This is a genomic window from Spirosoma lituiforme (assembly GCF_054776635.1).
In genome coordinates, this window is sequence record NZ_BAAHBO010000008.1 from 18,619 (window position 1) to 44,102 (window position 25,484).

The window sequence follows — 25,484 nt, forward strand, 5'->3', positions numbered from 1 at the left end:
TGTAGCCACCACATAGCCTAAAATAAAATGGAAAATCAGAACGCAAATCCACTCCTGTGCGACATTGAAACGGGTCTTTGCCAAGTTCCTTCTCCTACAACAGCTGAAAATACGTCGGCTATTCAGTCTGACAGGAAGCCTGTTAAACTCATTTATTTTACTGACCCAATCTGTTCGTCCTGTTGGGGTATTGAGCCACAGCTCCGGAAGATGAAGCTCGAATATGGGTACTTTCTGGATATCGACTACCGCATGGGGGGGCTGCTGCCCGACTGGAGTTACAATAGCGGAGGAATTAGTAAGCCGTCGGATGTTGCCCATCACTGGGATGAGGTGAGTCAGCATTATGACATGCCCATCGACGGTGACGTATGGCTGGAAGATCCGCTCAATTCCTCCTACCCGCCCTCCGTTGCGGTCAAGGCCGCCCAGATGCAGGATGCCGAGCTGGCTGTTGACTTTTTGCGTAAACTTCGCGAGATGGTTTTCCTGCAAAAGAAAAACATCACGAAGTGGGAACATATGGCCGAAGCCGCCCAATCGGTAGGGTTAAATGTTGCCCGGCTGAAAGCTGATTTCGAAGGTGAGGCCAACAAGAAGTTTGAGGAAGATTTAGCCCTGGGAAAGACGTTGGGCGTCCGGGGATTTCCATCTATGTTTTTTGTCGATGACGCGGGTCATCAGGAATTCGTTTACGGAACCAAGCCCTACCATGTCTATGAGAATGCCTTGAAAACGGTACACGCTTCGATCGAGAGAAAGGAAATCGACCCGCAATGGTCCAGCTTGTTTTCAAAGTATCCATCGCTGACCACCCGTGAATTTGCGGAATTGTCGGGTGTACCGCGCCAGAACACCGAAGCGTATTTACAGCACCTGGCCGATCAGGGAAATTTGTCCCGGCTCAGGACAAAAAACGGCGATTTATGGACACGTGAGTCTGCCGGACAAGCCATATCGATCGATTAATTTGACGAATCGGCAATTCTTGCCAGAACGAACTCGATCTCCTTGTCCCGATTGAGCAGCACATCCTCGATCGTATACGCAGGCATATAATCTGGCACAAGTCCGGTTCGTTGGCTTGATTTGTCATCCAGAATTAACCGATAAACGGGAAAGCGAATCTGCATTTTTGAGTGGGGGAGGGTGATAAGCGGAAAACTTCCCCCATTGTTTCCATTATAACCGCCTGCCGCCTGACTGCCCACAAACACCGCGCTGGTGTGCTGCTTAACCCAGGTAGTTACCATGGTGGCCGCAGAAGCGGTAAACCCATCGGTCAACACATACAACTGGCCCCGGTAGCTTTCTTTAACAGGCTGATAGCGATACCGGAACTCTGTACCAAACCCGGTTCGGTGCCGCTTGAAAAAATGACCTACCTGATACTTGAACCTGGAAAGGAGTAAATAAAATCGGCCGGTTGGGTTCAGAAACGGTCCGGGCCGAAGCTTGGGTTGTAAAATCGAATAAGAGAAGGGTTGATCAACAAGCTGTTTTGCCAGGGTGACGCTCGCGCTTCGGTTGCCTCCCGTATTACCGCGTAAATCAAGGATAAGATTGGTCAGCCCCGCTTTCTTGATTGTCTCAAACGCTTGTTTGATAAAGGCCACGTCTGATCGGGAAAAGGTCTTGACCGTCAGCAAAGCAACCCCGGGGGCAAGTTGCGCAAACCGATTTTCCTGATTACGCAACAGGCTTGTTTCTTGGTTAGAAGGTCTGTAACCCGTGACTGGTGTCTGGATGGCCGCAATGACTACATCCTGATCCGGGAACTGGAGCTGATACTGATCCGGGTAGTTGAAGTAAAAAGCCAGTAAGCCAGTGCTGGCCCGGTTAATGTACTGCTGCGCGAAGGCCTGCCCCCCGCCATCGCTGGCTGCATACTGGAGCAACTCACCGACAATCTTACGAACAGAGACGCCATTGATGGCTACAATTTCCTGGCCTTCATACGCCTGTTTATCCGCAGATTGCCTGCCGACGTATAGTTTTTGATGAAGAAGATACGTAACAAAAGGAAAGTATCGGGACGGATGATGCTCTGAAAGGGGATTCCTGACCACCGACGTATGAACACACCCAATTCGTTGCAGCGCCGAGCCGATCACCAGTCGGTAGGCGCTTACGGACAAGCTTGTCTCGCCCAGGGTGTTAACGCTGTCGATGAGTTGAGCCAGCGGTGCCGCATCCTGGTGCTCGTAATTGACGGGATGCCCCCGTCTGACGGCCTCGTTCAAAAAGGTCAGATCCTGCGCCAGTCCCTGCCTGGAAAGCGTTTGCCCCAGCGAACTGATCGTCAGGCAAAGTAAAAGTAACGTACCGGCAACGTGCATGCGAAGTGTTTCGTTTGTTTACGAGCTAGCGAGCCATTTTCCGGCTGACGACAGTACTATACTATGTCTAAGCCACTCGGCTAAAAATCACCTATTTGTTTTTCAGCACGCCTTTCTTCTTGTAATACCGAACGACATAGTCTATCCAGTCGGGATCAGTTGGCGAAATAGAAACATCGGGTGAAAATCCCTGGTTGTCGATCGGATTCGTATCTACCCAGCCCGAGCGCGTAGTGGGCAACCGGAGCGCAAACCGGGGGCAACTCATTACCTGAGCGCGTACGTTGCCGTAATCCATGACGCCCCCCGTATGCTGACCGAACAGGCGCGTTTTCCGGCTTTGTTTGGCGTAAAAGGCAAAATACTCTGCACTGCTGTAGCATTTATCGTTGATCAGTACGGCCACCTGAGCCGGATACGTCAGTACTGGGTCGACCAAGATCCGTTCGCCCTCGGTTCGATAAAGCTGGTCAGGATGCTGTTTGGCCTGGGCAACTTGGCCTGCCCAGGCGTTGAGCACACTGTCAACGTCCCATTTTCCGGCTCGGGCTCTGGCTACCATCGCTTCTTCGGCGGCAATGTTATCCGGTGAGGTACGCATATAACTATGGGTATCCTGAAAATTATCGGTATTCATCAGCCGTAACAGGGGGGTGAATGACGAATTACTGCCACCAGCGTTGTTGCGAATGTCGATGATCAGCAGCGGTGAGCGCGCCAGGGCCGACCCATTGGCCAGCACCATGCTGTCAACCTCCGACTTGGGTACGTTAAAGGTATTCACGCGTAGGTAAGTAACCTGAGGATTGATCTGCCGAAATTCAAGGGGTTGTTGAGCGCGCTCATACGTTTGCCGTTCGAGGGCCGTGATAGTTTGAGGGAATAGCCTGATCCAGGTGCCGTAACCACCAATGTCGAAGAAATTACCCCGCTGGGTAAGCTGAACGACCTGATCGTCAAAGGCTGCATTGCGGTAGTGGGCATCGAACGTACTGGCTTTTGTTGGCGTCAATTCCATCTTGACAGTGCCGGGTTTCCAGTTGGTATTAGCCGCCGTTAGTATCACACCGACCAGCGAACCGTTCTTTTCGGGGTCGGGTACAATGGCAATCTTATAACCGTGATCCGGAGTTTCCCAGATGCCTTCTATCGGGCTGCGCTTTTCTTTCCGTTCGAGAAGTTGCCGCTGAATGTCCGCTTCGAGCAGGGTAATGCGCCGGAGAGGAATGGCAGGCTCGGTGGTTGATGAACGCAGCGATACCTGAAAATGGCCGTCGCGGAAAAACGCCTTGTACCGTTTGAGCAGGGTCATACAAGCCGTATCGGAGGTCGTCTTTTGGGCTAGTGCCTGAAGACTGTCCACCAGAGTAGTGAAGGCGGGGCGGGTTTTGTCGTTGACTTTATCGGCCCAGCCAGCATAGTTAGCGGCCGTTCTCTGGTGAACCTGCTTGAACACCTGGCCACAGCGGCACGAATCAATTGATGGTTGGGCATGTAGGCTGGTGGTCAGCAGCCATAGCCCCATTGGCAGGATAAAGGTACGCATGACGTGAAAGGATTTGGCGAAGATAAACCGGATGGAGCTGATTGACGTTGATGTTTCGTAATAAAAATTGCTACTGCAAACTTGTGTGGAGTTTGCGGTTTACTTAAGTAGGTTACCGCGTTGTATACATTCAGACCTTAACATCCACACAGGAACAACGTCATATATATTGATGTTTTAATGCAATTATAGTCAGCTTACTTAACGTCAAGACCCGTATGAGCAGTGCTTTTTTGAAAAATGAAACGGCAGACGCGCCGGTTGTTATTCCGGCCCGTGCGCCGTTGCCACCCGGCACGCCCAATTACGTTACGCCCCACGGTCTGGCGCTGCTGCGTGCCGAACTCGTTGATTTAGAAACGGAGCGTGCTCATATACAGGCCGCACAAGTCGAGGACCAGAATGAGCGTAGCCGACAGCTCGCTTTGCTCAATGGGACTATCGCTAACCTGAATCAGCGAATCGCCAGCGCTAAAGTGGTTGATACGCAGGCGCAGGAACTGGTTCGATTCGGAGCAACGGTTGTATTGCGCGTACAGTCGGGGAAGCTGGCCGGTACAGAACGGCAGTTTACCATTGTGGGGGTCGATCAGGCCAACGCTACGCAGGGGCTTCTTGCTTTCACCTCGCCACTGGCCCGCGCCCTGCAGGGGAAGCGAATTGGCGAAACGGTTGCCTGGCCTACCCCAAACGGCCAGCAGGTCATGTATGTACTATCGATCAAATGATGAAAAATTTATAACCATTGTCTATAGAATTAGTTAGGTAAAGCAACAGGCATTTGCCCGCAAACCGACTAAACAGCACTGGTATGATCTTAAAAATGGACCGGCTTCCTATTGAGTTGCCAATTCCCAAAAACCCCTCGGCCAACGATGCTGCGGCCATTCAAGAGTTGTTAGGTGGGAAATTTGGCGAGATGTCCACGCTGATGAACTACACCTTTCAGTCGTTCAACTTCCGGGGCCGCAAGAAGATACGCCCTTTTTATGACGTCATTGCCAGTATCGCCGGCGAGGAGTACGGCCATATTGAAGTGGTGTCGTATGCCATTAACCTGCTGTTGACCGGTGTTACCAAACGGGGACATGATCCGGTACCCGGTCCGTTGGCCGATGCCGTAGATGCTCGTAACACGTATCATTACATTGCCAGTGGTCAGGGCAGCCTCCCCGTCGACTCGATGGGTAATTTCTGGAGTGGTCAGAATGTGTTCAGTAGCGGCAATCTGAAACTGGACCTGTTGCATAACTTTTTTCTGGAATGTGGAGCACGCGGTAACAAGATGCGCGCCTACGAAATGGTGACGGACCCTACGGCTCGCACTATGGTCGGGTATCTGCTGGTACGGGGTGGTTTGCACATTGTGGCCTATGCCAAAGCCTTGGAGAAATTGACGGGTGTAGAGGTAACCAAACTGTTGCCCATTCCGAACCTGAGTAACAATGCGTTTCCAGAAGCCAAAAAATTCATGGAGCAGAAGTTGCACTTGCAATTGTACACGTTCAGTCAGGACGACTACAAGCAGGCGGGGCTGATCTGGAATGGCCCTCATCCAGACGATGGCCAGGAGTGCGTTGTGGTAGAAGGCGCTATGCCTGGTTTCCCGGTTCCGGATCTGGAAGAGGAACCCCAGCTCAATTCACCGGGTGCCGATGATTTTGACCCCCAGGTATTTTCGGACATGGCGAAGAAAATGGGTATCAAATACGATTATTGAGAAATGAATATAAGGTAAACGAGCTAGGCCCCCATTGACTCAGGATTGAGTCGATGGGGGCCTAGCTCGTTTGTATCTTCTCCGGGTTAACCGTTGTCACCAGCGTCACCCTCAATTTAGTTAGTGATCTGTTCGTCGATTGGGCTGCTAAACGTTATTGCCTGTCCTGGCGAGTCATCGTGAATTTTCGGTGGAGTAGTTTGATGCCTTTGTAAATGGTAACGTTAATGGCATCTGGTTTGGACATTTGTACCTCGGCGCTTAACGAAATTCCCGTTTTAGGATGAATCAGACGGCCTCCCGACCAAACTGCTCCGTCGTAACGGAGGTCACGGATCAGAACACTATCTTTCATTAAGCCAAAGTTTTGCTCACCGGCCTGGTCAACCCGGGCTACCCGGGCAAAATACAGGTCTCCCTGTCGATAAATATCGACGCTGGACCCTTTGCTCGGAAATTGCCAACGGCCAATGAGTCGGTCGGCTGGTTGATCAGGTCGAGCCCCTAACAGTAGCAGAGGCACTAACAAAGACCAAACTCGACATCGATACAGAATGATGCGTACGGGTTGCGAAAAGGATCTCAAAAGAGACAAGTCTTTAAGTGAACAATAACTGACCAGAATGATAAGTAACAAAAATAACATCGTGGCCTTATTTCGCAAGATACGCCGAGACTTTTGTAAAGTATACGCCATACCCCGTAAAAAGCCTGATAGGCTTGTCGGGCCTTTAAACAATTGGCCGTTGGCTAAGGTTGTTCTCCCACTACTAAATAGACAAACACAATGAGCAAAGGCGCCCCCCAACCAACTGTCCGTGACATGGCTGACGAGACTAAAAAGTACGAGTTAAATACTAATTTGCCCGACGAAGCCCAGGGTAAAACCTCACGGGGTAAGCATAAAAGCAAACAAAGCACTGAGGATAAGCATGATGCGACTGGCTCAGTTGAAAAAGCACATAAAGGTGAACACGATCACTCGGACCAAAGCAGCGAGGACGAATCGGATACGGAAAAAGACGCCTAGTCATTTAATTGCCCTGTCCGAACGGTCTGTAAACGAGCAGGCAATACAGACTGTTACGGAATACGCTAGACCACTAGTGTACGTAAAGACGGTTTTTGTGAAGCTCATTTTGAGTAATTTCCTAAAAGCCACATTCTTTAGAGGTACCTGTGCTAATACACAGTGTATAACAGCAAAGGCCCACCTCAAACGAGATGGGCCTTTGCTGTTATGTATGAAATCAATACGAACAGGCAGATTGGCGCTTAGGGCCGCAGTAGCTTGAGACTCTGCTGCTGCGTGTCGGTGCTGACGCGCAGCAAAAGCTGACCTTGGCTGCTGCCCAGCGGCAGGCTCACATGCTCAGTGGTACTTGCTTGTTCGATGCGTTGTTCATGGATGGCGCGGCCCTGTAAATCGACCAACTTCAGATTGACCGCCTGACCTGCTACGCCCGTAATTTCGACCTCGGCACGGTTACCTACCACCGGATTTCCCAACAGACGAGTCTGTAAACGAGCCGTACTCTCCAGCACGCCAACCCGGGCCGGTGCCCCCGAAGGTGGGGTTCCGTAAATGAGCTGGTTGTTCAGATAAGCCGTGATTCGGTTATTGAGTCCCACGGTGCCGTAGTTAGCCCCGTAGGAATAGTCGTTATTCTGGTCAAACAAGCCGTTGTCCGAACGTACCAGCCGAAAGTCAATCACGCCTAGGCTGCTTAGCGCGTTTACCTGCATGGAGTTTCCCGCAAAGCTTAGCTCCACGTAGCTATCGGCCCCGTTGACTGGCGAGGGTAGCCGGACCACCCGGGCCTGCACATTGCTGGCGCCGATATCGGCGTAGTCTACGAAGACGTTGGCCGTCTGACCGTTGTCAGAGGTAAAGTAATACCGAAGCTTGAGGCTCGAGACGGCTAGTGCCACATTACCCGTGTTGCGCAGTTCTACCCGGGTCTGAATCTGGGAGGTTGTCGTGCCGTCTTTCGCTTGGGAGTAAACTTGCACCGCTGTCTGGGAGGCCACCGCTGTTGGCTCCTGACCCCAGACAATGGTCCCATTGCGGTAGGCCGTTACCCGCACGTTGGGGATATAGTCGGCGTAGTTGGCCTGGTAAGAGTAATCGTCGGATTCATTGAAGTTTGACCCGTCGGTTTTCTGGATGCCATTCTCAATGGGCCCTGAGTTTCCGTTCGCTGGTAGACTACCACCTCCGGGAAAGCTGTACTCCACATAGCCAAGTGCTCCTTGCCGTGGCTGAGCCAGGGCTACGTACTTCGTAGAAACAGCCCCTAGCTGAGCGTAATAGACGGCCAGGTTGGTCGGCAGCGAATTACCTTCGGAGGTAAACCAGTAACGCACCGTCACCTCACCGTATGGGATAGATTGACCACCTGCATTGGCCAGCTTCAGGAAGGGCTTGATGATGTTATTGCCCGTGTTGCCATAATCGGCATCGCGGTACAACACACTAAGCGTGGTGGGCACTACCGTCAGAACGAAACTGGCCGCAGGGCTGGTACAGCCGTTCTGGGTACAGGTAGCCGTATAGGTTTGGGTGCCGCTGTTAGCCGTGGAAATAGTAAAGCTACTGGCAGGGCTGCCGTTAGCCAGCAGCTGGCCGTCATTACAGCCCGAGGCTATCAACCTGACGGGTCCTGTGTTCTGGCTGATGGTCAGGCTGCTCACCCCAGCGGAATAAGGGTAACCATTTTGAGTCACTAGCGTTGGTGCAGCCGGCAGGGGTGTGACACTTAAAGTAGCGCTGGCGGTAGCCGAGCAGCCATTACTGTTGGTACCCGTTACCGAGTAGGGACCGGCCACGCTCACCGAAATGCTGGCCGTTGTTGCGCCTGTACTCCATTGATAAGCATCCGCGCCTTGGGCTGTAAAGGTTGCCGACTGGCCCTGGCAGATGGTCTGGGCAGTTGGACTAATGCTCACGCTGGGCGGAGTGGGGTTACTCAGATCAACCGTTGCGTTACTAGTGCCCGTACAGCCGTTACTGGTTAAACTGAAGCCGTAGTAGCGCCCACCCGATAAGCCCGTTAAGGCTAGCTGCCCATTGGTAACAACCAGCGAAACAGTTTGAAAGCTCCCGGCATCTTTTCGATAGCTGAATGAATAGCTGCCATCGGCCAGGTTGGTGGTAAAGCCCACCTGCCCGTTGGGGGTGTCACACCGGCCGGACGACGCGGTACGGCCTGCATCAAAACTTAGCGTCGGGGTAAGTTTTACCGTTAACGTTGCTGTTGCCGTTGCCCGACAACCGTTGGCCGCAACTCCCGTTACGGAGTACGTGCCTGTTTCACTCACTGAAAGGTTGGCTGTGGACTGACCATTACTCCAGCTATACGTCGATGCCCCCTGAGCGGTGAAGATGGCGGTTTGCCCTTGGCAGATGGTCTGGGCAGTTGGACTAACACTAACATTGGGCGCAAGGGTGTTGCTGGAGACGATGGTGGTAGCCGTGGCCGAGCAGCCACCCGGTGCTGTAACGGTGACACTGTAGGGCCCGGCCTGGCTTACCGTAGCGGTAGACAGGTTGGCTGAATTGGCTTGAGCACCACCGCTGTAGGTATAAGTTGCACCCGTCGGTCCGCCAGTAGTTATCAGGGTGACCCTGGTCTTGGCACAGGTCAACGGGCCGTCATTGGTCAGGTTTGATGTGAAAGGAGAACTGACGGTAATCTGTTGCGATGCGCACGAACCGGGGGTTACACAGCCCCCTTCGCCCCGGACATAGTAGGTCGTCGTTGAGCCAGGGCTTACTTGTATGGATGAGCCGGTACCTACCAGCGTGCCTCCGCAGCTACCTGAATACCATTTCCAGGCTGTAGCATCATTCAGGCTTCCGGTCTGAATGGATAACGTGGTATTGCTTCCGGCGCAGATCGCTGTTCGTGTGGCAGATATCGTGGGTACGGTTGGGTTTGTGCAGGTGTTTTCTCCTCCAGTAGAAACTACCGTAACTCGAATTGACCAGCTTGTCCCAACGCTATAATCGACTGAGGCCAGACCGATGTACGGATTGCTGGCCGAATTGGGTCCCAAGTCACCCGAGCGTGTAACGTTTACTCCATCGCTACTAGAGAATGAAGCCGCTGAGTAGCCACTGTAGCCATCGGCAAATGCCACAAATCCGGAAGGCTGTTGCTGAGAGGCACCCCCGGAAGCTTGAAGAACGGCTTTAGTTATCTTAAACCCCGTTGGTATAATCACCTTGACCGCATCCTGCTGATCATTTGGTGTTTGAACGGTACCCGAGAAGGTGTAGTCACCAGCCTGGCTTAGTACATAACTGGCTGCCCCGGATATGCTGGGAAAATCGTTGCCTTCAGAATAAGTCGTTTGCGCCATCAACGTAGTGGCAGTCAACCAACTCACCAGGAGCAGACAAATTCTCAACCAGGTGAAGGAAGTAAAAAGTTTATTCATAAATAACCTTGATTAGTTTTTAACTAGTTGATAATAAACAGGCAAGCGTAATAAAGAAGAGCCAGGAAGACTTATAGATGAACTTCTTGGTCATTGGCAAGTAAGCTAGCGATAGTCATGCGTAGAGACTGGTTGTAAAAAGAAGTAACTGGCCCGGATGTATAGCTCTATTGGGATACAAAAGCCTGGCTGTAGTATATAAATACTATACATCAAGCAGATTTATTTTAGAGTAACTTTCTGTGTATGAGTCAATAATCAATTTGTTGACTCGATCAGAATAGTATTTTACCGCTATAGTAGCTTTCGCTTCACGGCAAGGCGATCAGGTTGGTGAGTTGGAGTTTTCACAGCAAGGATTTAAGGGAACAATTCTTTTGGGGACTGGTGCAGGCCCATGCCTTGTGTAATCCGCCAACTGGCGATTCAAGAGGGGTGCCTATCCGCCGAAAGGAGCCGCTGAAAGAAATGATAAAATCCGCTGATTGTATTTATTGGAGAAGCTGGGTATAAACGTAACTCGACAAGCAACAAATTAAAATAGTATATTTTCTATAATAGAAACCCTATCCCAGGGGTTGTGGTATAGCTTACTATGTTGGTTTATAGGGTAATAGCACACGACCGGCTACCGCTTGTCCTCGATGTTAATGCTCACGATCATCGTCGTTCACGGGCCAATCCTCTTCGCCCGGCCAGGTGCTTTGCTGACGATCTGCGGGAGGTACGGCAAAAATATAGGTTAGCCAGGAATGGATTTGGTTGATAAGGCGAGTCCATTGACCAAAAACGTAATAAGCACCAGCCAGCAAAGCAAAACAGCCTATCGATTTCCACAGATAGGGAGTAAGAACCAGAAGCATACGAAGAGTGAAAGTTAAAGCAGTTTGTTACAGAAATAGACCAACCACATAAGGACATCGATCTATTGACTGAGATTTACTTTACCGAATTGTGTTTAAACAGTAGACAAAGTAACTAACAAAAAGGTAAGATCGATTTATTTTTAAACTTGTTATTGACTAAACGGGCTAATAATGAACTAAATGCTTTGGTGCCTGTATGGACCAGACCTATCTATATATATCTTGGTGACCAGACATAGTTGCCTGTGTGCTGGTAGTCGGCGTTTTATTATCGAATGACGACGGTATCCTTAGACTGATTAATAAGCGAACAGGTTACCGGATTGAGAAGGACACATCGCAGTTGTATCCTCTCAATCCGGTAACCTGTTTCCTTTTGCTGTTAGAATCGGTAACTGATGCCTAGCCGAGAGTTGCGGCCCGGCTCGGCCTGCCAGTAATAATAGGTTCCGTATGGCGAGCCAGAATACAAATAGGCATCCGTCAGGTTAAAGACGTTCGCTGTAATCCGGAAGCGATCCTGTTCCCAAAACAGACCACCGTCAAGTTTGGCATAGTCGGGCAGCGCCTGCTGGGTCGTTGCGCCAGTCCAGGCCCAGGTTGTGCGTTCGCCCTGATACGTAAAGCCCAGCGAAGCTCCGAAGCCGCGAAGAGCCCCCCGCTGCACCCGGTAGCTTAGCCAGGCGTTGGCGTTGTGCTTGGCGTAACCGGGCACCTTGTTACCCACCTGCGACTCCGTAGCGGACTCCGAAATCTTTGAATCGGTCAGCGCGTAATTGGCGACCAGGTTCAAGCCCCGAACGATTTCTCCACGCAGATCAAACTCAATGCCCTGTGTCTTCGTCTGGCCAAACTGAACCACAAACTGTTCGCTTCCCCGGTTGGTGGGATCCGCTGCGTTCTGGTTGTTTTGCAAAATGCTGTACAGAGCGAGTGTTGTGCTCCAGCGACCACCCAACCAGTCACGCTTGATACCAATTTCCCGGTTATTGCCCGTAACAGGCTTAACGTCGCCACCGTCGCGTCGTATACCCGTTTGGGGTACGAAGGACTGGTCGTAAAGAGCATAGACTGATGTCTGCGGATCGAGCGAAAAACTCAGGCCCACACGGGGGGTGAAGCGCTTGCCGGTGGTGATGGTACTGTAAGCATTCTGCCGAACGTCGGTGTAGCGGCCCGCCAGCGTCAGGCGGATGCGGTTGTTGAGAAAGCCCAGCTCGTCCTGTACATAAGCCCCCGTATAGGTCTGCGAAACGATCCCGTAGATGCCCGCCCGTTGTGCCAGACTCTGGCTCCGGTTGAAAGTGGGAAAACCACGAAGGGGCAACCCGCGGCTGGCCTGATCACGATAGATGTTGAATGAACTGGCCGAATCCAGGTTATAAGACTGGTTCCAGTCGGCCAGGTATTCTTTGCTGCCCATATCCAGGCCCGCCAATATCCGGTGTTGAATGCCGCCCGTTTGCGCCGTGCCGTTCACATAAACCTGCCCGAACTTCATGATGGCTGATGCATCCCAGATGCTAACGTACCGAACGACGTCACCGTTGGTTGCCACCGAATTTACCCACATCGAACTGCCCATTTGCTGGTAGTTGAAATACGATCCCTGTGCGGTGATTTTCCAGTTTGGGTCGATCTGGTGCTGTAGGTTAACCGTCAGGTTATGATCGTTAATGGTCGTGGGGTCAAGGCCGCGTTCGGCAAATGTAAAGTCGCGGGGCAGCGTGCCGTAACCACGCGTATCGAAGACGTAATAACTGCCTACGTTCGACATTTTCGCGTATTGATAAATGTACTCAGCCGTTAGCGTAGTACGATCGCTCAGCCGATAGCTGATAACCGGTGCAATGCTGTATCGATTGTTGTATTCGTAGGGGCGGAACGAGTTTTTAGTCTGTCCCATCGCATTGAAGCGGTAAAGCAATCGCCCATCAGAACTAAGCTTCCCATCCAGGTCGAGGGTGGCGCGGTAAAAGTCGTAGCTGCCCATGATCAGGCTGGCTTCCCCCTTGGTAACGCCGGTTGGCCGTTTGGTCACTACGTTGTAAATACCCGTCGGGTCGCCGTTCGACATCATAAAGCCAGCCGGGCCTTTTACGAATTCAATATGATCGACAAAGCTCATGTCTTCGGTGAGCGGCCCCCAGGTAGAGGTAATGTTCATGCCGTTGCGAAAGGCTGATAGCCGACCACCACGCGCGTTGACCCGTGAATACATATCGCCCCAGTGTTCGAGTTTGGTGGCCCCGCTGACATTGCGAATCACCCCGTCGCTCATACTGGTAACCAGCTGATCTGACAATACTTTGCTCGTAACAACCTGAATGTTCTGAGGAATTTCGATGATTGGCGTGGCCAGCCGTAACGAGGGCGATACATTGGGATCTGTGTATTTACCCTGTCCGGCGGTTACCATCACCTCCTGAAGCTGGTTCGTATTTTCATTCAGCATGATGGTCGGTACATCCGTGGTTTGATCAGCCTGTACGCGTACCGCCTGCTCCTTTGTTTCTAACCCAACCAGAGAAATCTGTAGCGTGTAGTCGCCTGCTTTGACCGTTTTAAATTCGTAATGGCCATCTGTCGTCGACATAGTACCTTGTCGGGTTCCTTTCAGACGTATGGTAACGGCCTCAACCGGGTTACCGTCTGCCGAGACAACCTTCCCGCGAAGAGTACCTGTCTGGGCAAACAAGGCGTTGCTGCAAATGCCCAGCAACAGCACAAGTGTATATAATTTAGTCATCGTGTATGTGATAGTACAGACACAAAAGTACGAATCATTTTTATTTAGACCATTTATAAACAATTTTTATCGCATGAGGAAACCTCATGAGGAGCCATCGGCTTCACTCATGAGGGAAGAATCAGTATCTAGCGAGTGTATTTCAGATGAATGGTACGCGCAACAACACATGCCCTTACAGACGTCAATACCCGCAAAGGGTAAAACGGCGGCTTATGAAAACAGGCGTTGTATTCGGAGTACACGTTTCCCCGTTAACGCATTAGCGGCTGATAATTTTAACCAGAGAGCCTCTCGCGACACGGTCATCAGCCTTCAGGCCGTTCAGTATACCCGCTTCTTCGACCCGACTCGCCGGTACGCCCAAGGCGGTTACTACCTCACGAAATGAACCATCACGGGGAGACGATTTTACATAGACGCGCTCGGGTTTGCGGTTGAGTTTATCCGGATCGGAGAGGGAGCGGAAATTCTCGGCTACCTGCTTGAACGTGCTGTAGCTGGAACTGAAATCGGCTCCGGCCGACAAGCCATGCAATGCATAAACGGCATTGTTGTACTGAATCAACCAGGTGCCGATTTGAAGTGCCGTTTTAGGGTCTTGCTGCTGCTGCGGCTGGCCCTGCTGTTGCTGTTGTTGCCGCGAAATGAGTACGTAGGCCGGATTGCCATTGATGGTGGTTTTACTGTTTTCCAGTACGTTCAGGCTTAATTCTTTCACTAAATTCTGAGCAGCTTCGTCCAGTGAGCTTCCTTTTGCCAGCGTGAGAATCATGGCAGATTTACCGTCTTTTGCGGCCATCTGAAACTGACTCGGCGAGTTCTGCGACTGCCAGCTACCAGGAACCGGAAATTGAAAACGTAGCTCAGGATGATAAAAATAACCGTTCTCGACAAAGCCCTGTTTAGGGTCCTCACCGTACATAATTCCGTTGATAAGCCGCAGGTACTGATCCCGATCTACCTGGTACGAAGCGGGATTTTTGGCCTGGTATTCTTTGGCCAGTTCATGCACGCGCGTGTACCGATTGCCGGGATCGGGGTGAGTCGACATAAACTGAGGAATGGCTTGTCCGGACTTTTCGGAAAGGCGTTTGAGCGTACCAAAAAAATCGGCCATCTGGCGGGCATCGTACCCAATTTTACTGGAGTACTCCACCCCTAGTTTGTCGGATTCCGATTCGTGATCGCGGCTGTATTTCAGCGACAGAAGTCCGATTCCCTGTTGAAGCGCTTCAATGTTCTGGCCAACAACCTGAGGAGCCAGCACCGCTCCACCGATCAGCGCAATCGTACTGAGTAACTGGCTTTTCTGTGAGCGGGCTGCGTGCTTTGCCGTAATATGACCAATCTCGTGGCCCAGCACCCCGGCAAACTCGGCTTCATTGTTGAAGTGGGCCAGAATACCCCGCGTGAAATAGACATAGCCACCCGGTACGGCAAAGGCATTAACAATCGGTGAATCAACGATGTAGAACTGGTAAGGAAGGTCGGGCCGGTGCGAAATTTTAGCCATTGCTTTCCCTTTCTCGTTCATAAACGCCTGAAGGTTTTTGTCTTCGTACAAACCCATAGTAGCCACAACCGACGGGTGAGACTCTTTGCCTATGGCAATTTCCTGCTCGGTCGACATCAGGTTTATTTCCCGCTTGCCGGTAACCGGATTACGGGCGCAGGCGGATACAACCAGTACTGCGATGACGACAACAATTTGTTTGTAGTAAGTGAATGGATACATGGTAGGTGTTTAAAAAAGGTGGAGAGTGTCGCTTTATCTAAATTAAGGCAATCAGATTGTTACTAAACCCACCATAAACACCAAACAACCTACCCTTTGTTTAATCCGATTTTAATAGAATGGCGTTGTTCTCCGCTATATACGTCCCTGTATCTAGGCCAGCGGAGCAGTCGAGTGGGGCAATAAAATAGTGAACTCGCTGCCTTCTCCTTCCCGACTTTCTACCAGCAACGACCCTCCGTGCCCTTTGGTAATGATGTCATACGAGAGGGATAAGCCCAACCCTGTACCTTCTCCCGTCGGTTTGGTGGTAAAGAAAGGCTGAAAGATTTTTGCTCTTATCGGCTCAGCTATGCCCGTTCCATTGTCACCAATCTGTATTTGGGCGTGCCCATTGACAAGACAGGTCTGAAGGGTAATTTCAGGCCGATAGTCGGAGATGGCGGCCTGTTGCTTTTCGCGCATGGCATAAAAGGCGTTCGTGAACAGGTTTAACAGCACGCGGCCAACGTCCTGGGGTATCACCTCAACGAGTGGTAACTCAGCGTCAAAATTGGTGGTCAGCTCGGCCATAAATTTTTTATCCCTGGCGCGCAGGCCCTGGTAAGCGATCTGAAGATACTCGTTCGCCAGCGCGTTCAAATCAACGAACTGGCGCTCGCCCGAAGTTGACCGGCTGTGTTCGAGCATACCCTTGACAATGGCTGAAGCCCGCTTGCCATGCTGGGTAATTTTCTGGAGGTTTTGCTTGATGTCAGTTAGTAGTTCCGTTTCCAGGTCGGTATCGCGGACCAGCTTCTGCTGTTCAGCCCGTAACTCATCGACCAGCTCGTCCGAAACTTCGGAGAAATTGTTGACAAAGTTGAGCGGGTTCTGAATCTCGTGGGCAATACCCGCGGTCAGTTCGCCCAAACTGGCCATCTTCTCTTTCTGAATAAGTTGCTGTTGAGTACGACGCAAATTCGCCAGTGAGTGAGTCAGCTCGGCGGTTCGTTCGGCTACCTGCTGTTCCAGTAACTCATTCTGGCGGGCCAGCAGGTGCTGTTTTTCCTGCTCCTGACGCAGCGTCTGCGCCGATAGCTGTTCAACTTCCTGCCATTTCGCCTGTAGTGTCCGATACGTACGGGCGTAATCGCGCACCAGTGAGAACGATAAACCCAGCGGAATACTGAACAACGCAATAATAACCAATAGCAAGACGGGAACCATAACCCAATCCTGCGCAGTATCTATCCTGAGTGTACGCACTAAAATACTCATCACGATGGCGATCGGAATGGTTGCCAGTCCAGCATACAGGGTTACTCGTAACGAATTCCAGGGTAGCCGGGCATCGGCATCGGAATGGTGCCGTTTGGCCAGCCAGCTTACCCGGATGTATTCGATCAGTATAGCCGCAGAGGGAATCCAGAACAAATTCTGGGGTAAGGGTGCAATAAAAACGTCGTAGCATGCGGTGATCATCTGCACCGCTACCAGACTCCAGAATAGCCTGCCCGGCGGTCGACCCAGGTAGGTGTAAACCGACAGGAGTAACAATGCGAAAGCAGCATTGATATTGAGTTCCTCTACAGACCCGTTCAGGGAGTCGAGGGTTAACGTGCCAACATAATATTCCGCATATTCAGCTATGAAGGTCAGGGCAAACGCCAGCATGGTGGCGCTTAACACCCGATGGACCGGTTGCGACGGATTTGCCCGGTAAAATAGAAAATGCAGTAAACTCAATAATCCGAAAACGCCGAACATCAGTCCAGTCAGGCCCGCTTCGAGTTGCTGAACGTCGAGCAGGTTAATGCCCGCCCGGTCAGTAAATCCAATACCCAACTGAAGTGCTTTCTTGTTAATGACAGTACCAATCAGCGGGTCTTTCCGGAAAGCGTAGCGTATTGCCAGCGTATGCCGATTGGTATCGGCAATCGGAAGGGGTAGTAGCTGCACGATCTGTTGGGAGCCACCGGCGTCGTAGCGAACAGGTTTGAAGAGGGCCAGCCTTCGCCCATCGAGGAAAATCTCCGAGCGACCGAACTGCTGCACAGATAGTGTCAGGCTCTTGCCAGAAAGTCGATTCAATCGAAATGTTTTACGGAACCAGCCGTGCCCTGCCTGCCAGAGTCGGGGGTTTTCGTCCAGCGATATGCTGGGTGAAGCGTACGACCAATGGCGGTCGTTGTACGCAGGGCTGGCCCAGCCCGTACTGTCACCAGCTCGAAATAGCCATTTGCCATCAAAAAACAACCGGCCATCGACTGTTTCGTTAATAACGGACTGAGCGGTTGCACGGCTTCCGCCAGCCAGCAGCCCCACACTCATCATCAACAGGCACAAGAATCGCATCATCGAGCCAAGTTACGCTTGGTAGGCTGGTTGAGCAAAAGTTGAGATTGCGGCTTACCTAAACATTTACCCCCTGCCGGTACTTATACCCGACATATCTACTAGTATTTTCATGAAAGCCATAGCTTTTAGTGTAGGTTCTTTCGAGGAGCCTTTTCTGCGCGACACCAACCACGACCTGACGTTGGTGAAGGATCGACTAAGTTCCGATACGGTTGATCAGGCTGATGGCTACCAGGCAGTACTGATTTTTGGAACCGATGATGCCTCCAAAGACGTGCTTACCCGACTTCACCAACTCGGTGTACGGTACGTGTTAACCCGGTCGGCTGGTACCGATCACATTGATCAGCCAACGGCCGATGAACTGGGCATAGCGGTCAAAAGCATTCCGGCCTATTCGCCCGGAGCCATTGCCGAGTACGCCGTTGCGCTGATGCTGGCGCTTGGCCGTCATTTGAGGCAGTCGACGGATAATGCGCGTGCGTTCAACTTCAAGCTAACCAGGCAACTCGTCGGTTTCGAACTTCGGGGAAAGACTGTGGGCATTGCTGGCTACGGAAACATTGGCCAGACACTAGCTACCATCCTGGCCGGTTTTGGCTGTAAACTACTGGCTTACGATACCAATGCTGAAGTAGCTCGGGAAGAGCAGCAGGTGCCCATCGAATTCGTGTCCCTGGAGGATTTGCTCTCCCGGTCGGATATCATTTCGGTACACTTACCCCTGACCGATCAAACAAAGGGTCTGTTCAATAAGGGAACCTTTGAGCAGATGAAACAAGGAGCTATGCTGATCAATACGGGTCGGGGTGGGGTTCTGAACACTCGCGACGCCATTGGAGCATTAAAAAGCGGGCAATTGGGATACCTGGGTATCGACGTTTATGAGCACGAAAAGGGCTTGTTTTTTGAGGACCAGTCGGATGCCGACGACCACGATCCACTCGTGGAAGAGCTGTTATCGCTGCCGAACGTGCTGGTAACGGGGCATCAGGCGTTTCTTACCGAAGAGGCTTTGCAGGCCATTGCTCACCAGTCGATGGAGATTTTAAGCGAGTGGGAAAAGTAGACGTTCTGGCCAGACCTAACAGGTTAATCGGAGGCAATCGACCGGGTAATGAAAACAAAACACGAGTTCAAACTGAATGATCTGGTAACACTGATTGACCCGAAGGCGGCTCAGGCCTTCGAAACGGCCAATCCTGATATCGACTGGCCTGTACCGGTGATCAGTCAATACGGGCAGCGGGTGCATTGCTGGAACAGCCAACGGCGCGAGTTTACCATTACTCTGAGCGCTACAGAAATTAAGAAAGCAGACTAGGAAGCAAGACCAATACAGCTATGATTTATGGTATGTGCTTCGACGGCAGCGTTGTGCGGGGGCGGGGTGACGACGGTCGCTGGCTGCATTTCTCCAACACCTGGGCTACGGGCCACAAAAGCCAGATGGAGAATAACTACCGGCGGGGCCGTCAGATGGGGATTACCCTCTTTCGCGATACGGTGCTCTGGGACGAACTAAACCGCTGTCCGGATTATGCCTGGCTGGACCGTCTGCAAGCCACCAGCAACGGCCAGACTGAGCTGGTTTTGAATCACTACGGGTTACCCGAGTGGATCGATGAAGCGATGTTCTGGGACGGGCAGGCTGCCGATGCGATGTACGAGCAAGCTTATCAGATTGCCAAACGTTACCGGGGCGCTTTTCGCAGTTACAACATTGGGGTGGAGCTGGGCATCTGGACTGATTGGATTGCAACGCCCAACAACCGGCAGTGGCCTTTCGGTGGCCGATCCTGGTGGGAGGTCTATCGCCAAACCAGCGCCATCACCATCGCCATTGCGAGAGGGCTTAAAGCGGCTGATCCTGCCTGCCTGACGGCCATGAGCGAGCCCTGGGGCTGGGGCGATATGCCTTATCCAGACCAGGCCCGGCCTTTCGCTACCGTGTTGGGGCAGAACGACGAGGTGGCCCGGCAAAACAACTGTTTCACCTGGCAGCAGGGCCACGCGGGCTTACTCGACATCATTGGTCTGAATATTTATTTCGAGAATAATATTCCTTATATGCTGGTAGCGGCCCGGAATTTGTTTCCGGGAAAAAAAGTCGTGGTAGCGGAGACGGCCAACATTTACCGTCCCGACTGCCACCCGCCCGCGTTATGGTGGGCGAAGTTCGAAGCCCTGAACGAAGCCGAACTGGAGGTGAGCTGGAACCCAGGATTTAGTATGCTGACCCATGAACTGGGCGAACCAATGGCGGGGAATCTGCTGAGTCCAGATGGCACGCAGCACTGGCAGAAACCCTGATGCGAATCCGCCGTTGGTCAGAACTCAACATGCGTTCGTAACGCGAACAGATTGACCGCCGATCGGTCGCCATTGTAACCGGGATGTTGAACAAGCTGATAATTCAGCGTCAGGTAAAGCGTACGGGCCAGCCGGGCTTTGTAGAATGTTTCCAGAATGTTCTCCGGCTTGTAATTCGGCAAACTACCGTCGCCCAGCATAAATCCGCTTCCACCGGCGTTGAGGAAAGCCGCATGATCGGCCGAAATGCCATTTTTGGCAACGGCGATTCCAAGCACATCGTTTGATCGGTGCCAGCGCCTGCCACCCACATAAACGCCCAGGGTGAAACTCTGGTCAATTTCGGTGAATGCCCAGGTGGCGGTTTTACCATTGTTCCAGCTGATTCGGCTGAATACACCACCGACATCCCCCAGCGGCTGTTCGGCGTTGAGTCCGAATCCGTATTTCACCCCTCCATAATTAGTTCCGGTGAGGATGTACGGTGGGGAATCAGGGTATGCGTTCGACTCCAGCAGTTGCGTGGCCGAGGTATAGGTAGGCGCTTTGGTCACATTACGAAACGCCAGCAAGCGCACAGTACCTGGTCGACGCAGTAGCCGGAACGCATGTTCTACTTCGACGGTCAGTGAATGGGCTTTCCCGATATGCCAGTCCAGCACATTACCATTAGCGGCAATCGGCATCAGAGAAGCGCCCGCTCTGATGGCATACGTAGGTTGGATATACTCCGTTACCAGACTCCAGGTGTAACCGCGTGTGTTGGCCGGATAATCCCAGGCTCCTAGGTTCATCAGCGACCAGTTGAAGAACTGACTTCTGGGGTCATGTGCGTAAGCATTGTTGTCGAACATATCGGCAATGGAAAATTTGCCGGCGGTTATCACGACGCGGGAAGCAGGGATGGAATCTTTAACCTGATTGGCTTCCGATTCGGCTTCTGTACGTGAACTCCCGTTTAGCGGAATGATCTGCTCAACATAGAAGCGGGCAATGTAAAGCGCCGGGCGGGCACTACCGATCCGAAACGTTTCGCCGTTTGGGAAGCCCGCAATACCGACGGCTGGCGCGTACAAACTTTCCTCGTAGGGAGACTGGCTATTACGGTGGCCAACGCCCCGGCCACCCGCCAGTTCGGGATTCAGATACACCGCAGCCCCGCGCCACAACCGACGTCCCAGAAAAAGCGTCGTTGTCACAGACAGCGCCGTATCGGCTTGGGCACTCAACGTATTACGGCCATCGTAGCCCGCCCCGTTAAAACCGGCGTGACCCTGTACAATGGTCGTAAACTGGAAATGCAGGCTCCATTTTTGGAGCGAGTCGAGGTAATTATTGTTATTGTCCTGCTGAGCCTGAATCGGCCCCGCGGTCAAGATAAGAAATAACAGAAACCAGCCTGGCAATGGAAGCCACAACTTTAAATGAACGCAACGCCCTCCGCAGATTCGGGGTTTGCTACCTACTTGTACCATTTCTTGCATGTCAACTAACGCAGGCAAATGTAGTACTCTTCACAAAAAAGTGCTTCACATTTGTGTTAAGCGTAAAGTAACAATTGCCCGGCACGCAGTCGCAGCAAGCCGTTAAAAGTAAGGTGGTCCGTTCACTAACTGCGTCTTAACAGCGGCCTGATTAACACCCATGAACGGAGCAGTTATTTTAGAGGTAACTGATTAACTGCTGCACGGACTTGTGATACGCGTTGGCCGCCATAACCGACAAGCTGTTCGAAATGACTTTGGTACAGGATGCGTTCAGATTAAGGCCACCTCCGTATACTGTTGAGTGTCGCTTGTCAGCTCATTGTCAATCCCTACAAATAATGAACTGATCCCTGTCGAGCAACAACGTTTTTATAGCTTAACTAAGTAAAACAGGCTGTGGAGTTAATTAAACTTCGCTGATGGTAATAATCAAACAAGATAACCGCTATAGGTTGGTCGCGTCATAAACTAGTAAAGCCACAAAAGGGGTTTATAGAGTGCATGCGTACAGGAAAGAGGTAAGTTAAGCCGATAACCAAAAGGCATGGCCTGGTTTCGTATATTACGCTCTTAGGTGAGTAGGAGCATAGCCATAATGGGCTTGAAAGACTTTGGCAAAGTAGGATGGCGAACTAAAACCAACCTGGTAGGCTACCTGCGCGACGTTCAATTCTCCGGCTTGCAGTAACTCGGCCGCCCGCGCTACGCGTATTTGCTGAATAAATCGGTTTGGGCTTAAGTTGGTCAGGGCGGACAGTTTACGATTTAATTGCGTGCGACTCATACGGGCCTGAGCCGCCAGCCAGTCAACGTCAATCGATTCGGTCATGAGGTTGTCTAAAATAGTTTGACGCAACCGGTTCAGGAAACGGGCTTCCCGCTCATCAGACAGGTCCACCGAGGGAGTTAACAAGGCGGAATGGGGAGACGGTGAAAACCGTTTCTGCCAGTTTTGACGGGTGCGTAACGAATTCCGAATCCGTAAGACTAACTCGAGCAGGCTGAAGGGTTTGACTAAATACTCATCTGCTCCGGCGTGCAGACCCTGCATGCGGCTTTCGGAAGCAGATCGGGCCGTTAGCAGGATAACCGGAATATGACTCGTACGCTCGTCGTTTTTGAGCCGATCCAGTAGCTGATATCCGTTCAGTTCGGGCATCATCACGTCGCTCACGATTAAATCCGGCACTTGGGCCAGTGCCTGACGCCAACCGTCCCCGCCGTCGACGGCGGTCAACAGCTGATAGTCACTGGTCAAGTAGTCCACCACCTGCGTTCGTAGATCATCGTTGTCTTCAATTACGAGTATCAGGGGCTTATCCGGCGCACGCAAAGAGGCAGGTTGGTTGAATAGATCAGAATGGGAAGAGACGACGGTATACGCCAGATTTCCGACGGGTTGATCATTCACCGCTGGTGCTGACGCGAGGGCCGGGGGGGCTTGGTCAGCCGCAGTCAGCGGTAACTCCGTGGTAAAGGTACTTCCCTGTCCCACCTTACTGGTCACCCGTACCTGACCCCCTAACCACTGGGTTAACTCCCAGACCAACGCCAGGCCAAGGCCCGTACCCGCATAAGCCCGGGTTGATTGAGCATCGAGTTGGTGAAAGCGGTCAAAAATCCGGTCTAGTTGATCGGCCGGAATGCCAATGCCTGTATCACTCACTTGGAGCGTGAACTGGCTGGTTGTGCTAACCAGCCCCGTTACCTGCACCTGCCCGCCGGGGGGTGTAAATTTCAAGGCATTGCTGAGAAGATTATAAACAATCTTCTCCCACTTCTCTCCGTCAAACCAGTGGAAGTCTTCATCCGGCGAAGCTACTAAATTAGTGGCGGGATGCGCATTGTAGGTAAGAATGATTTCCCGCTGCTCAGCCAGCCCCGCAAACTGCGCGACGATCTGTTCAACAAACCAGACGGGATTGCCCCGTTGTGGGTGCGCTTCCAGCTGGCCGGCCTCCAGCCGGGCGATATCAAGCGTTTCCGTAATTAACCGCAGAAGCTGAGTTGCCTGCCGCTGAATGAGTATGATGGCGGGTGATTGTTCCGAATGAGCGGTTCTGGTGGACAGTTGCTCGGCTGCATTCAGAATAATCGTCAGTGGGGTGCGAAACTCATGGGTGACATTGTTGAAAAACCGGGTTTTCAGTTCGTTAAGTTGCCGCTGATTGGTGGCTTCCTGCTGTTGGTGAGCAAGCAGTCGGGTAAGTTTACGCCGTCGGTAATACAGCCGAATGAAGTAAAAACCCAAGGCCGCGACGGTTAATAGAACAACACCTAAAAAGAGAGGTGTCTTCCAGAAAGGCGCGACAACCACAATGGTCAGCGTCGCCGGTGTTGTTTCCCAGACGCCGGCGCTGTTCCCTCGAACAACAGCCAGGGTGTAGGTACCCGCCGATAACTGATAGCTGGCCTCGCCCGTGGAGTGCTGAACAGAAGCCCACCCGAGGTCATACCCTTGTAAGCGCCAGCGAATTGTACCCGGTTTATATTGGGCCTGCAACGTAAATTGCAGGGTAAAGGGGTCATTCTCGCGGACGGTCAGCGTGGGGTGCCCATGCGCGTCGTAAGTCAGATTCTGCGTAGCGTTTGTATTGTCCTTTAACGGGGTTCCGTTGATTAACAGCCGGGGAAACAGCAGCGCAGGGTACACCCGGTCTGGGCTCAGGGCGTATTGGTAAAGTTGAGTTGTTGAGTTGACCCAGAGTCGGTTACGTGAATCTACGTATACGCTGTTGACGTAATGCGTAGGGGCGTGAAGCCCAAGTTGCTGAAGGGCACCCGCTACCGTGTATCGGAAGATGCCCTCGTCGGTGATGAAGTATGCATTGCCCTGATTATCAAGCCTAAACCGGACCACGGCCGACTGGAAGCGGGCATCGGGGGTCAGCGGAAAATGGGTGTGTAAGCCGATGGGTGTAAACTGCTCATTAGTGGGCGAGTAAATCGTTACCTCGTTGGTAAGCCCTACCAGCAGGCTGCCATCGGGCCGGGCTAGCACCCCAAACGTAGCGTCATTACTCAGGGAGGTCGTCTCCTGCTCGTTGTGCTGGTAGCGGGTTATGCTACTCGTTCGGGGATTGTAGCGGTAAAATCCCCGGTTGGAAGAGGTAAAATAAATGATCCCCTGCCGGTCCTGAGCAATCCCCCGAACATCTAGTCCCTCATCTATAATAGACTTTACAGCGAACGTATGTGAGTCAACTTCCAGTAGCCCGTGGTTTTTCAGGCCAATCCATAAGGTGCCATCGGCATCGACAAACACATAATGAGAGCCATAACTAGCTAAGTAGTCGCGTACCAAGCGGGTTGTATCAGGTACACGAACAATGCTGGCCTTTACGGGGTCGAGGTAGGAGAGTGAATGGCCCGAGCCCATCTTGAGCCAGATTCGCCCATCGGGGGCGGGCACCACCTGGTAATAAAAATCACCTTCTTTGAGGAGTGGATCGTGAAAGACCCGAAACTGACGACCATCGAAGCGAACAATTCCATTGGTAGAAGCTGCCCACAAAACGCCCCGCTGATCCTGAATGATGTCGGTCAGGGTTAGGGTTAGCCCTGGCTTTCCTTCGAACTGCCGCAACAGTCGGGGAACGACCAGCTGGCCCGCACCAGGTCCGGCAGTCAGGCTTAGTGACAGACAAAAAAAGAAGCTACGCAGCCACATAAAAAAAGGAAGGATCAGAGGCTAATGATTCCAGGCTCATCGTTCGTAACCGACCGAACGTTTAATGGCTGCTTTCGTCAGCAACACCGATAAGAAATCCGCTCGTCGGCTGAGCGGGTTGTGACCAGTTAAACTAGCCAATGATTAGTACCCAATGATGGGTCTACTGTTAAAGCCTAACTTCATTCTACTGGTAAGGGTTTGGCGGAAATTAACATCCAGCGAAGAAAAATAGCCTTTTAAATACCCATATTAACTGGATTAGCCGCTTCG

Annotated in this window: 17 protein-coding genes; 7 read left to right on the forward strand and 10 right to left on the reverse strand. The window is 52.0% G+C overall.

All coding sequences use genetic code 11. The features are described from left to right. Positions 1-27 precede the first annotated feature (27 nt). Entirely contained in the window at positions 28-969 is a 942-nt protein-coding gene (locus ACYU87_RS22465) for a ClpXP adapter SpxH family protein (protein WP_461136352.1), read from the forward strand. On the opposite strand, the gene ACYU87_RS22470 is transcribed toward ACYU87_RS22465, so the two are convergent. Both ACYU87_RS22470 and ACYU87_RS22475 read right to left on the reverse strand, forming a co-directional pair. Continuing rightward, on the reverse strand, positions 966-2,339 hold the full coding sequence (locus tag ACYU87_RS22470) for a S41 family peptidase (protein WP_461136353.1): 1,374 nt from the start codon (positions 2,337-2,339) through the stop codon (positions 966-968). The genes ACYU87_RS22465 and ACYU87_RS22470 overlap by 4 nt on opposite strands. A gap of 91 nt (positions 2,340-2,430) precedes the next feature. Beyond that, complete coding sequence (locus ACYU87_RS22475; protein ID WP_461136354.1) at positions 2,431-3,885, reverse strand: S41 family peptidase; 1,455 nt, start codon at positions 3,883-3,885, stop codon at positions 2,431-2,433. 218 nt (positions 3,886-4,103) lie between these two features. On the opposite strand from ACYU87_RS22475, the gene ACYU87_RS22480 reads away from it, so the two are divergent. Then, positions 4,104-4,613: a GreA/GreB family elongation factor gene (locus tag ACYU87_RS22480; protein WP_461136355.1), complete on the forward strand. Its 510-nt coding sequence runs from the start codon at positions 4,104-4,106 to the stop codon at positions 4,611-4,613. Between the two features lie 83 nt (positions 4,614-4,696). After that, on the forward strand, positions 4,697-5,605 hold the full coding sequence (locus ACYU87_RS22485) for a manganese catalase family protein (RefSeq protein ID WP_461136356.1): 909 nt from the start codon (positions 4,697-4,699) through the stop codon (positions 5,603-5,605). 154 nt (positions 5,606-5,759) lie between these two features. Here ACYU87_RS22485 and ACYU87_RS22490 read toward each other — a convergent pair whose 3' ends face one another. Beyond that, entirely contained in the window at positions 5,760-6,128 is a 369-nt protein-coding gene (locus ACYU87_RS22490) for a DUF2147 domain-containing protein (RefSeq protein ID WP_461136357.1), read from the reverse strand. A 264-nt stretch (positions 6,129-6,392) separates the two neighbouring features. Here ACYU87_RS22490 and ACYU87_RS22495 point away from each other — a divergent pair, with 264 nt between their 5' ends. After that, positions 6,393-6,635, forward strand: a complete 243-nt coding sequence (locus ACYU87_RS22495) for a hypothetical protein (RefSeq protein ID WP_461136358.1) — start codon at positions 6,393-6,395, stop codon at positions 6,633-6,635. A gap of 245 nt (positions 6,636-6,880) precedes the next feature. On the opposite strand, the gene ACYU87_RS22500 is transcribed toward ACYU87_RS22495, so the two are convergent. From ACYU87_RS22500 to ACYU87_RS22520, 5 genes are all read right to left on the reverse strand, one after another. Continuing rightward, positions 6,881-10,048: a cellulose binding domain-containing protein gene (locus ACYU87_RS22500; protein ID WP_461136359.1), complete on the reverse strand. Its 3,168-nt coding sequence runs from the start codon at positions 10,046-10,048 to the stop codon at positions 6,881-6,883. Positions 10,049-10,695: 647 nt separating this feature from the next. Further along, positions 10,696-10,911, reverse strand: a complete 216-nt coding sequence (locus ACYU87_RS22505; protein WP_461136360.1) for a hypothetical protein — start codon at positions 10,909-10,911, stop codon at positions 10,696-10,698. A 385-nt stretch (positions 10,912-11,296) separates the two neighbouring features. Beyond that, positions 11,297-13,663, reverse strand: coding sequence for a TonB-dependent siderophore receptor (locus ACYU87_RS22510; protein ID WP_461136361.1), 2,367 nt, complete (start codon positions 13,661-13,663; stop codon positions 11,297-11,299). 262 nt (positions 13,664-13,925) lie between these two features. Beyond that, positions 13,926-15,401 carry a M48 family metalloprotease gene (locus ACYU87_RS22515; protein WP_461136362.1) on the reverse strand — a complete coding sequence of 492 codons (1,476 nt, stop codon included), beginning with the start codon at positions 15,399-15,401 and terminating at the stop codon, positions 13,926-13,928. Positions 15,402-15,554: 153 nt separating this feature from the next. Next, positions 15,555-17,741, reverse strand: a complete 2,187-nt coding sequence (locus tag ACYU87_RS22520; RefSeq protein WP_461136363.1) for a sensor histidine kinase — start codon at positions 17,739-17,741, stop codon at positions 15,555-15,557. A 109-nt stretch (positions 17,742-17,850) separates the two neighbouring features. On the opposite strand from ACYU87_RS22520, the gene ACYU87_RS22525 reads away from it, so the two are divergent. Genes ACYU87_RS22525 through ACYU87_RS22535 form a run of 3 tightly spaced genes read left to right on the forward strand, consistent with a single transcriptional unit; the run spans position 17,851 to position 20,054 of the window. After that, the gene (locus ACYU87_RS22525) at positions 17,851-18,810 is read left to right on the forward strand and encodes an NAD(P)-dependent oxidoreductase (protein WP_461136364.1); all 960 of its coding nucleotides are present in this window, start codon (positions 17,851-17,853) and stop codon (positions 18,808-18,810) included. A 48-nt stretch (positions 18,811-18,858) separates the two neighbouring features. Beyond that, the gene (locus tag ACYU87_RS22530; RefSeq protein ID WP_461136365.1) at positions 18,859-19,065 is read left to right on the forward strand and encodes a hypothetical protein; all 207 of its coding nucleotides are present in this window, start codon (positions 18,859-18,861) and stop codon (positions 19,063-19,065) included. 20 nt (positions 19,066-19,085) lie between these two features. Next, positions 19,086-20,054, forward strand: a complete 969-nt coding sequence (locus ACYU87_RS22535; RefSeq protein WP_461136366.1) for a hypothetical protein — start codon at positions 19,086-19,088, stop codon at positions 20,052-20,054. A gap of 17 nt (positions 20,055-20,071) precedes the next feature. Here ACYU87_RS22535 and ACYU87_RS22540 read toward each other — a convergent pair whose 3' ends face one another. Continuing rightward, positions 20,072-21,430 (reverse strand): carbohydrate porin, encoded by a 1,359-nt coding sequence (locus tag ACYU87_RS22540; protein WP_461136367.1) that lies wholly within the window; start codon positions 21,428-21,430, stop codon positions 20,072-20,074. Positions 21,431-22,103: 673 nt separating this feature from the next. After that, on the reverse strand, positions 22,104-25,211 hold the full coding sequence (locus ACYU87_RS22545) for a hybrid sensor histidine kinase/response regulator transcription factor (protein ID WP_461136368.1): 3,108 nt from the start codon (positions 25,209-25,211) through the stop codon (positions 22,104-22,106). Positions 25,212-25,484: the final 273 nt, after the last annotated feature.